This is a genomic window from Jannaschia seosinensis (genome assembly GCF_001408515.1).
Taxonomy (GTDB): Bacteria; Pseudomonadota; Alphaproteobacteria; order Rhodobacterales; family Rhodobacteraceae; genus Jannaschia; species Jannaschia seosinensis.
Genome location: NZ_CYPR01000101.1, coordinates 1 through 9,610, shown reverse-complemented (window position 1 = coordinate 9,610; position 9,610 = coordinate 1). Strand labels below are relative to the sequence as shown.

The following is a 9,610-nucleotide window of genomic DNA, read 5'->3' as shown; positions in this document are numbered from 1 at the left end:
GTGGTCGAAACCCCGCCGCGTCATCGCCCGCGTCGAGGTTGGCCCCATGGGTCGGGACACCCGCTACGTCGTCACCAACCTCGAGGGCGGTCGCGGCAAGCACCTTTACGAGAAGCTCTATTCCGCCCGCGGCCAGGCCGAGAACCACATCAAGGCGTGGAAAACCCATCTCGCATCAGACCGGACATCATGCTCGAAGGCGAACGCCAACCAGATGCGTCTGATGCTGCACGGCTGCGCCTACTGGGTCTGGTGGAAGCTCCGCGCGGCTTGCCCGAAGCGCTCACCGTGGCGCCGCGCCCAGTTCGACACACTGCGGCTGCATCTCGTCAAACTGGCCGCCACCATCGTCGAAAAGAAGACCCGGATCATCGTGACCCTGCCGGCATCGTGTCCCGAAAGGGACTTCTCCTCCTTCTCTTCGACGCCCTCGCCCCACCGAAAACAGCCTGACGCAAGCGCCCCGACAAACCCAGAAACATCAACCCGTATCGCCCAAGACCCAAGTCACCGGCCGGCCTGCCAACCGGACGCAAACACCGGGTGCGCGCAAGAAAACCGAGACCGGGGAAACCATCCCACGGAGCACAAGTCCGCAGCTTCATGAATTATGCGGGTTAACAACAATGCAGGCATCAGCTTCGAACTCTTGGACCATTCTAGGCAGAAACCCTCGACAATAAAAACTTAACCAATAATCAGAGTAATTTTCAATTGAGAAATGGAATCGACCTTCGTGATCTTGAATATTTAATTTGTGCTTTGCTCCAATTTTGCGTATGTCTTCCGCTCCCAGCACAAACGAATATGGCCGGTGTATTTCATCGTCCTTTACTGCTGCAATATGGCGCTTGTCATTGTAGTCAGAAGCATGATTGACGAACAATTTTCCAGCCTGGAAGGTTTCTCGGAGTCTCTCTTTTTTCCAAATGTGATAATATATAGCTTAAGAGTTTCGCCGCGGCCCTTTATCGCAGATATGGCCTTATCGGCCTTATCTCCCCAGAATGGAGTGACAAGATTCCTGATGTCGGACGCAATGGCCAGATCGTCATGGTTCATTCCTCTAGGTTTACCCTCCTACAATACTTGGGTAAACAAAGCCATGGTTCACTCATCTTCACTGCGAATCATTTCGGGTATTATTTTTCCATCGTCATTTAGATCCATCACGACGCTGAAACAATTTCTAAACCTTTCAAGTAGCTCTGCTTCGGTTAAATGACGCAGATAGGGGCTCTGACGATAATCCATGCGCCATTTCTCGTGTCTGGGAACCATAATCGAATTCAAACCACCACTTCCCGCGCCACCTGCCCTCCCACACCGAAGACCCGCTTGTAACGCGCGACCTCCGCTTCCGGCCCCATCGCCTTCCGGGGATTGTCGCTGAGCTTCACCGTCGGCCGTCCGTCCGCCGCGACCGCCTTGCAGACCAGCGAGAACGGCGCCAGCGCGTCGTCCTTCACCAATCCCCGGAAATCGTTGGTCAGGAGCGTCCCCCAGCCGAAGGACACGCGCACGCGGCCGGAGAAGCGGGCGTGGAGCTCCTCGATCTTTTCCACGTCGAGCCCGTCGGAGAAGATTACCAGCTTTTCGCGCGGATCCTCGCCCCGGCTCTCCCACCAGCGGATCGCCGTCTCCGCCCCCGTCTCGGGCGCGCCCGAATCGATGCGGATGCCGGTCCAGCCCGCCAGCCAGTCCGGCGCGTTCGCGAGGAACCCCTCGGTCCCGTAGGTGTCGGGCAGGATGACGCGCAGGTTGCCCTCGTGCTCCTCGTGCCAATCGGCCAACACGTCGTAGGGCGCACGGGCCAGCGCCGCGTCGTCGCCGGCCAGCGCGGCGCGGATCATGGGCAATTCGTGGGCGTTGGTGCCGATCGCCTCCATGTCGCGGTTCTTGGCAATGAGGCAGTTCGACGTGCCCGCGAAGCTGTTGCCCAGCCCCTCGTGGCAGGCCTGCACGCACCAGTCCTGCCACAGGAAGGAATGCCGCCGGCGGGTACCGAAATCGGCGAGGCGCAGGTCGGGCAGCGCGCGCAGACGCTCCACCTTCTCCCAAACGCGGGTCATGGCGCGGGCGTAGAGGACCTGAAGCTCGAACCGGCCCATATCGGCGAGCACGGCGCGGGAGCGCAGCTCCATGATGATGGCGAGGGCGGGGATCTCCCACAGCATGACCTCGGGCCAGGCGCCCTCGAAGGTCAGCTCGTACTGGTCGCCCGCGCGGCGCAGGTCATAGGGCGGCAGGCGCAGGTTCTCGAACCACTCCATGAAGGCGGGGGTGAACATCTGCCGCTTGCCGTAGAAGGTGTTGCCGCGCAGCCACGTACTCTCGCCGCGCCGCAGGCTCAGGGTGCGGACATGGTCGAGCTGCTCGCGCAATTCACCCTCGTCGATCAGACGCGCGAGCGGGACGTTCGTGGTGCGGTTGATGAGCGAGAAGGTGACGTTCGTGTCGGGGCTGTTGCGGAATACCGACTGGCACATCAGTAGCTTATAGAAATCCGTGTCGATGAGGGACCGGACGATCGGGTCGATCTTCCATTTGTGGTTCCAGACGCGCGTGGCGATGTCGATCATGGTGGCAGCCCCCTTGGCCCCGGTTGAAGCAGGGCACGGAGCGCCTGTCTAGCGCGGCAGGGCGCGGGCCAGCCGTCGGCGATGGCCTTGCAGGCGGTGGCGTCACGGCTCACATAGCTGCGGCGGATCATCGGGCGGGCCTCGTAGGCGGTGAGCGTGCCGCCATCCTCGCCCGGCAGGATGCAGCAGAAGGCGCAGCCCGCCGCGCAGGCCAACCCCTCCGGCATGGGAATTTGCGCCAGCATCGTCCGCCCGATCGCCGTCGCCGCCACGCCGCGCGACAGATCGCGGATGAGGTCGTCAGCGGGCCGGGCCGGCTGCGCGTCGAGCCAAGCCAGCAAGCCGGTGCGCGCCCGCTCCGTCACCTCGGGCGGACTGCCGGAGAGACGGGCGCCGACGAGCGCCCTGCGCAGGGCGGCGACATCGCGGAGGGACTTGCGGGCATGATCCCGGGCCTCGCGCGCCCGGCCCGCCGGGAAAAGCGCCGCTTGCGCCGTGACCCGCCGGTCACGCCGACTGCACGCGCTAAACCTGTGCCGAAGGGACCCAACACGCCGCCATTGCCGATTACCTACGCTGCTCCGAGACGGTCGGGCATCCGTCGGATGAGGAAGCTCTGCCGTGCCTTGATGGCGTGTAATAACGAACGGGCCAAGATCGCCTCCCGCCACAGGACGCTTTGCGAGCGCAAGCAACCACCAGCCACGCAAGGGCGCGAAAGCAGCGGCCGAAAACCCGCCGGATCAGGCCAAGGTCACGCCGGCGGTTCGCATCCCGTCGCGCGCGGCGGCGAGCGAGCCGTCGAGGTCGATGGCGCGGGACAAATCCTCGCGAACCGTCACGCCGAACCCAGCCTGCGCGGCGTCCACCGCCGAGAAGTTCACGCAGAAATCCAGCGCCAGCCCCACCATCGTCAGGTCCGTGACGCCGAGCGTGCGCAGCAGCCCCTCCAGCCCCGTTGGAGTCTCGTGGTCGTTCTCGAAGAAGGCCGAATAGCTGTCGATTGCCGGGTTCATCCCCTTGCGGATGATGGCGCGGGCCCGGTCCACCGCGAGATCGGGGTGGAAGGCGGCATCCGCCGTGCCTTGGATGCAATGGTCGGGCCACAGGACCTGCGGACCGTAGGGCATCTCGATCACCTCGTAGGGTGCGCGGCCCGGATGGGAGGAGGCGAAGGAGGAATGCCCCGCCGGGTGCCAATCCTGCGTCAGGATCACGTGCCGGAAATCGTCCATCAACGTGTTGATGCCCGGCACGATGGCGTCGCCTTCGGGGACGGCGAGATTGCCGCCGGGGCAGAATCCGTTCTGGACGTCGATGACGACAAGGGCTTGGGTCATGGTCTCGCTCCGGGATGCTGGGCCACCTTAAACCGCATGGCGACGAAAAGGTCACGGCCGATGCGGCGGACCACGCCGACGGAACGGGGCCGAAACCGCGCGCCACCTTGAGCCGCGGCCCCGCGGGCGATAGGCGACGGGGCATGTTCCACATCGCCGCCTTCTACCGCTTCACGCCCTTCCCCGATCCCGACGCGCTGCGCGACCCGCTTCTGGCGCTCTGCCGCGAGACCGGCGTGGCGGGGACGGCGATCCTCGCGCCCGAGGGGATCAACGGGACGCTCGCCGGTCCGCGCGACGGGATGGACCGGGTGATGGGCCATATCCGGTCGCTGCCCGGTTGCGCGGAGATGATGGCGAAATGGTCGCAGGCCGAAACTGCGCCGTTCGGGACGGCGAAGGTGCGGGTGAAGCAGGAAATCGTGACGATGGGGCGACCCGGCCTCGACCCCGAACAGGCGGGCCGCCATGTCGCGCCGACCGAATGGAACGACGTGATCGCCGACCCGGAGACGGTGACGATCGACACGCGCAACGATTACGAGGTCGCCATCGGCAGCTTCGCCGGCGCGGTCGATCCCGGCACCGCATCGTTCCGCGATTTTCCCGGCTGGTGGCGGGCGAACGCCGACCGGCTGGCGGGCAAGCGGGTGGCGATGTTCTGCACCGGCGGGATCCGCTGCGAGAAGGCGACGGCCCTTCTGCGAGCCGAAGGCGTGACGGATGTCGTGCATCTCGACGGCGGCATCCTGCGCTATCTGGAGGAGGTGCCCGAAGCCGACAGCCTCTGGCGCGGGGGCTGCTTCGTCTTCGACGAACGGGTCGGGGTGGGCCACGGGCTGCGCCCGACGGGACATTTGCTCTGCCGGGCCTGCCGGCGGCCGCTTGCGCCCGAGGATAAGCAGCGGCCGGAATACGAGGCGGGCGTCGCTTGCCACCTTTGCGCAGAGGAATATGGCCCCGAGGACCGCGCCCGCTTCCGCGAACGGATGCGGCAGGTGCGGCTGGCGCAGGCGCGCGGCGCGCGCCATCTGGGGTAGAGGGGCCGGGCGGCGCAGGGTCAGACCTCCTCGCGCGCCTCCTCCTCGTCCTCGATTTCCGGCCAGCCCCGCGTCAGGAGCCGGACGAGCACGAGCACGGCCATCGCCGCCACGGCCAGAAGAAAGAAATCGGTCATCGTCACGCTCCCCATGCGAAACCCGTTGCCGCAACGTAGCATGTCTTGCCGGGAGGCCAAAGGGCGTGCTCTGTGGCGGCAATGAGAGAGGCGATCATCATCGGAACCGGCGTCATCGGGGCGGCCACGGCGCTGGCGCTCGTGCGGGCGGGGTGGCGCGTGACGAGCGTGGACCGGAACGCGGTGGCGGGGCATGGCTCCACCTCGGCCTCGTCGGGGGTGGTGCGGATGCATTACTCCACGCGCGAGGGGACGGCGCTGGCGTGGGAGGGAACGCGCCATTGGCAGGATTGGGCGGGGTTTCTGGGCCTGCCTGCGGGGGCGACGCTGGCTAGGTTCCGGCAATGCGGCTGTCTCGTGCTCAAGCATGGCACGAATGACGGACTGGCGCGGGAGATGGCCCATGGCCGCGCGCTCGGCATCCCGTTCGAGGAATGGGATCCGGCGACGATCCGGGACCGCTGGCCCGGGGCGGACCTCGTCGGCTATTTTCCGCCGAAGCGGCCCGATGACGCCGGATTCGCCGCGCCGACGGGCGGGGAGATTGGCGGCGGCGTGTTCTGGCCCGAGGCCGGCTATGTCAGCGATCCGGCGCTGGCCGCGCAGAATCTCATGGCGGCCGCCTGTGCGGGGGGTGCGCGGATCCTGCGGGGCGACGTCGCGGAGATCCTGCGCGACGACCGCGTCGCGGGCGTGCGGCTGGCCGACGGGCGCGAGATCCGCGCCGATGTGGTCGTCAACGTGGCCGGTCCCGGATCGGCGGCGATCAACCGGCTGGCCGGCGTGACCGGGGATATGGGCGTCGGCACGCGGCCGCAGCGGATGGAGACGGCGCATCTGCCGCCGGCCGCCCTGCCCGCCGGCGCGCAGGAGATCATCGTCTCGGATGCCGATGTCGCCGTCTATTCCAAGCCCGATGTCGGCGGCGGCGTCTCGGTCGGCACGCAGGGCGCGGAGCGCGATCCGCCCGACTGGATCGAGACGGACCGCACCGACCGCGACACGGTCGGTGCGCAGGCGGAGGTGCAGGCGATGCGCTACGCGATGCGCGTCCCGCAGGTCGGGCTTCCGGGGCGGGTCGCGGGGGCGGTCGGCATCTACGACGTGTCGGATGACTGGCTGCCGATCTACGACCGCGCGTCGCTGCCGGGCTTCTACATGGCCTGCGGCACCAGCGGGAACCAGTTCAAGAACGCGCCGGTCGCGGGGCGAATCATGGCGGCGCTGATCAATTATTGCGAGGCGGGCGGGGATCATGACGCGGCGCCGCTGCAATTTGACCTGCCCTATACGGGCAACCGGATCGATCTGGGCCATTTCTCGCGGCGCCGGACGGCCCATCCGGGCAGCAGCTTCTCGGTGCTGGGATGAGGACTTCGGCCCCGTCGTCCCGGGATGATATGATCCAGTGTTGCGCTGCCCGGATGGGACGGTGCGCGATGCGGAAGCCGGGCGGCCCGATGGCGGGGGAAACGAAATGATCCATCATGCGGCGATCATGCTGGCGGCCGGGATCGGGATCCCGGTTCTGGCGGCGCTGAATGCACGGCTCGGGGCGAATGTGGGCGGCCCGGCGGCGGCGGCGCTCGTGCTCTTTTCGGTCGCCTTCGCGGTGACGGCGCTGGCGGTCGTGGTGACGGGGCCGTCCGCGCTTTTGCGGATGGCGGGACAGCCGTGGCACCTGTTCGGGGCCGGGCTGCTGGTGGCGTTCTACGTCCTGTCGGTCACGTGGATCGCACCCGTCTTCGGCGTCGGAAACGCGGTGTTCTTCGTGCTTCTGGGCCAGATCCTGTCGGCGGCGGCGATCGACCATTTCGGCCTGTTCGGCGCGCGGATCGTGCCGCTGTCGCCGCTGCGGTTGGCGGGGCTGGGCGTCATGGCGGCGGGGCTGACCCTCACGCAATTCGCCGGCCGTTAGGCGCCGCCCGGCGATTACCCATGGGTAATTTCCAGCTAAGACACTGATCCTGCTGCACGCGTAAGCTCAGGCTTTCGGAACGACCTTGCCCGGGTTCATCCGGTCCTGCGGGTCGAGCGCCATCTTGATCGCCCGCATCACGTCGAGCGCGACGGGATCCTTGCGCCGTGTCATCGTCGAAAGCTTCGACAGGCCGATCCCGTGCTCCGCGCTGATCGAGCCGCCGAGGCCCACGGTCACGTCCTCGACCATTTCGCGGATATCCTCGAGCCGGCAACCGTCGTCGGGATAGACCGTCAGATGCACGTTCCCGTCGCCCAGATGCGCGACGATCAGGGTCTCGGCCGCCGGATCGATCGCCGCCAGCCTTTCGTGCATCCGGTCGATGAACGCCGCCACCCCGTCGAGCGGCAGGGCCACGTCGTTGTCGACGATGGGCAGGCGCTTGAAGGTGATCTCGGCCGCGGCCTCGCGCATCTCCCAGATCCGCGCGCGCTGCGTCTCGTTCTGGGCGATGGTGGCGTCGTGCACCTCGCCCGCCTCGACGGCCTCGCTCAGCACCTCCTCCAGCGTGTCCACGAGGGGGCGCGACAGGCCGCCGAGGTCGATCATCACGGTGTGGTCGTGGATTGCGAAGGGCTGCCGCAGGTCGGGACGGTGGTGAGCCAGGGCCCGCATGTAGGTGCGCGGCATGTACTCGAACGCCTCGACCGCGCCGTCGGTGGCCGATTGCAGCCGCCGCAGCAGCGACAGCGCCGCCGGCAGGTCGCGGATCGCCGCCAGCGCCGTCGCGTGATGATGCGGCGCGGGAAGAAGACGCAGCACCGCCGCCGTGATCAGGCCCAGCGTGCCTTCCGCTCCGATGAACAGGTCGCGCAGGTCGTAGCCTGAATTGTCCTTGCGAAGCTCGCTCATCAGATCGAGTACGCGACCGTCGGCCAGCACCACTTCGAGCCCGAGTACGAGGCCCCGCGTCGAGCCGTAGCGCACCACGTTGGAACCGCCCGCATTGGTCGACAGAAAGCCGCCCACCCGCGCCGACCCGCGCGCCCCGAAGGTGAGCGGGAAGACGAGGTCGTGCGCGGCGGCGGCGGCGTGCAGGTCCGACAGGATCGCGCCGGCCTCGACGATCATCACTCCCGCCTCGGGGCGGACTTCGCGGATGGCCGACATACGCTCCAGCGAAACCATCAGCGCGCCCGTGTTCGCGGTGCCGCCGACGAGGCCCGTATTTCCGCCGACCGGCACGACGGACAGGTCGTGGCGCGCGGCGATCCGGACAATCTCCGCCACCTCCTGCGTCGTGGCGGGACGCAGGACGGCAAGCGGATCGGCCCGCCACTTGCCCGTCCAGTCGCGGGCGAAGGGGTCGGTGGCGCCATCGGTCAGGACATGCGCCCGGCCCAGCAGGTCGCGCAGGTCCGACAGGGCGCGGCACCCGGTCGCGGATCGATCTTTCATGACATATCCTCCCGCCCGGAAGGTGGCACGGGAGAAGAGCGGTGAAAAGCGGCGCAAGCGGACTTGACGCGCCCCGAGCGCCGCCGTATCTGCCGCGCCGATGGCGGTGTAGCTCAGTTGGTTAGAGCAGCGGAATCATAATCCGCGTGTCCGGGGTTCAAGTCCCTGCACCGCCACCATAGTTTCCCAATGTTTTTGGCGAATTCCTCCCAATCGGTATCAAAGCCTGGCGTGCAGAAAGCCGATTAAGGTGGCGCCGGGGTGGCAATATCGTGCGGCTTGTGCCGCGCTCTCGTTTCCACGCCTGCGATGATCCGCGGACGAACTGTCGACCACAAGCTTCTGCAGATGCCCGCGAGATGTAGGGTTTCTCTGCCCGAGACGGTCTGAAATGTTTTTGTGCACCCGCGAAGCGAACCAACCTCCCCTCCGCATCGAGAGAAGGAGAGCATCATGCACAAGACTTCCCCCGCTCCCGGGTCCCTCGTCGGCAGTGCCACTCTCGTGGAAATCCTCCGGCGGTCGCGCGCCAGCATATACGCGACATCAAGAAGAAGACGATTTCGAAGCCGTTGAAGCTGGGCAGCTCCTCCCGCTGGAGGCTGTCCGAGGTCGAGGCGGTCATTGTGCGCCTGTCGGAGGAGCACTTATACCAACGGCCCGAGGCTTTGACTCTGTGAGGGCTTCCCAGGTGTGTCAGTTGCTGATTCACTCTCTCTGGGATGTGAGGGAGGATCAGCATGGGGGTGGAGATCACGCGTAGGGAGCTGTCGGCGGCGGACCTACGGCGCGAGGCGGCGCGGGCGAAGGACGCAAGGGCGTCGCGGCGGATGCTTGCGCTGGCCTTCGTGCTCGACGGGCGGACACGGACGGAGGCGGCAGAGAGTTGCGGGATGGATCGGCAGACCCTGCGCGACTGGGTTCATCGCTATAATGCGGAGGGGCTGTCGGGTCTCATCGATCGTCCTCTTCCGGGCCGGACGCCCATGCTCAGCACGGAGCAGATGAGCGAGCTGGCGGCGATCGTCGAAGCGGGGCCGGACCCGGAGATGGACGGAGTTGTGCGCTGGCGGCGGGTTGATCTGTGCGCAGTGGTGGAGCGCCGCTTTGGCATTCGCGTGGCGGAGCGGAC

Annotated in this window: 9 protein-coding genes, 1 tRNA gene and 1 pseudogene; 6 read left to right on the top strand and 5 right to left on the bottom strand. The window is 66.7% G+C overall.

What is annotated here, in order from left to right; all coding sequences use genetic code 11:
* Window positions 1–453 (top strand): annotated as a pseudogene (locus JSE7799_RS08215) (transposase); the annotation flags it as partial.
* Between the two features lie 657 nt (window positions 454–1,110).
* Here the strand turns inward: JSE7799_RS08215 and JSE7799_RS21010 are convergent.
* The 4 genes from JSE7799_RS21010 to pncA form a co-directional block, all read right to left on the bottom strand.
* On the bottom strand, window positions 1,111–1,254 hold the full coding sequence (locus JSE7799_RS21010; protein WP_186201880.1) for a hypothetical protein: 144 nt from the start codon (window positions 1,252–1,254) through the stop codon (window positions 1,111–1,113).
* A 35-nt stretch (window positions 1,255–1,289) separates the two neighbouring features.
* A complete protein-coding gene (pncB, locus tag JSE7799_RS08205) occupies window positions 1,290–2,582 on the bottom strand; it encodes a nicotinate phosphoribosyltransferase (protein ID WP_186201879.1) in 1,293 nt (430 codons plus the stop codon).
* Window positions 2,579–2,947, bottom strand: a complete 369-nt coding sequence (locus JSE7799_RS08200) for a hypothetical protein (protein ID WP_055663173.1) — start codon at window positions 2,945–2,947, stop codon at window positions 2,579–2,581. Before JSE7799_RS08200 ends, pncB begins: the two co-directional genes overlap by 4 nt.
* 378 nt (window positions 2,948–3,325) lie before the next feature.
* A complete protein-coding gene (pncA, locus tag JSE7799_RS08195; RefSeq protein WP_055663172.1) occupies window positions 3,326–3,922 on the bottom strand; it encodes a bifunctional nicotinamidase/pyrazinamidase in 597 nt (198 codons plus the stop codon).
* 143 nt (window positions 3,923–4,065) lie between these two features.
* On the opposite strand from pncA, the gene trhO reads away from it, so the two are divergent.
* The 3 genes from trhO (at window position 4,066) to JSE7799_RS08180 (ending at window position 7,017) form a co-directional block, all read left to right on the top strand.
* Window positions 4,066–4,962, top strand: coding sequence for an oxygen-dependent tRNA uridine(34) hydroxylase TrhO (gene trhO / locus JSE7799_RS08190; RefSeq protein ID WP_055663177.1), 897 nt, complete (start codon window positions 4,066–4,068; stop codon window positions 4,960–4,962).
* A 218-nt stretch (window positions 4,963–5,180) separates the two neighbouring features.
* Window positions 5,181–6,470, top strand: a complete 1,290-nt coding sequence (locus JSE7799_RS08185) for an NAD(P)/FAD-dependent oxidoreductase (protein WP_055663171.1) — start codon at window positions 5,181–5,183, stop codon at window positions 6,468–6,470.
* A gap of 106 nt (window positions 6,471–6,576) precedes the next feature.
* Entirely contained in the window at window positions 6,577–7,017 is a 441-nt protein-coding gene (locus JSE7799_RS08180) for a DMT family transporter (protein WP_055663176.1), read from the top strand.
* Window positions 7,018–7,083: 66 nt separating this feature from the next.
* Here JSE7799_RS08180 and JSE7799_RS08175 read toward each other — a convergent pair whose 3' ends face one another.
* A complete protein-coding gene (locus JSE7799_RS08175; protein WP_055663170.1) occupies window positions 7,084–8,478 on the bottom strand; it encodes an FAD-binding oxidoreductase in 1,395 nt (464 codons plus the stop codon).
* Between the two features lie 102 nt (window positions 8,479–8,580).
* Between JSE7799_RS08175 and JSE7799_RS08170 the strand changes: the two genes are divergently transcribed.
* Both JSE7799_RS08170 and JSE7799_RS08165 read left to right on the top strand, forming a co-directional pair.
* A tRNA-Met gene (locus tag JSE7799_RS08170) sits at window positions 8,581–8,657 on the top strand.
* 561 nt (window positions 8,658–9,218) lie between these two features.
* Window positions 9,219–9,610 (top strand): helix-turn-helix domain-containing protein (locus tag JSE7799_RS08165; protein ID WP_055663169.1); only part of this gene is annotated, 392 nt, incomplete at its 3' end.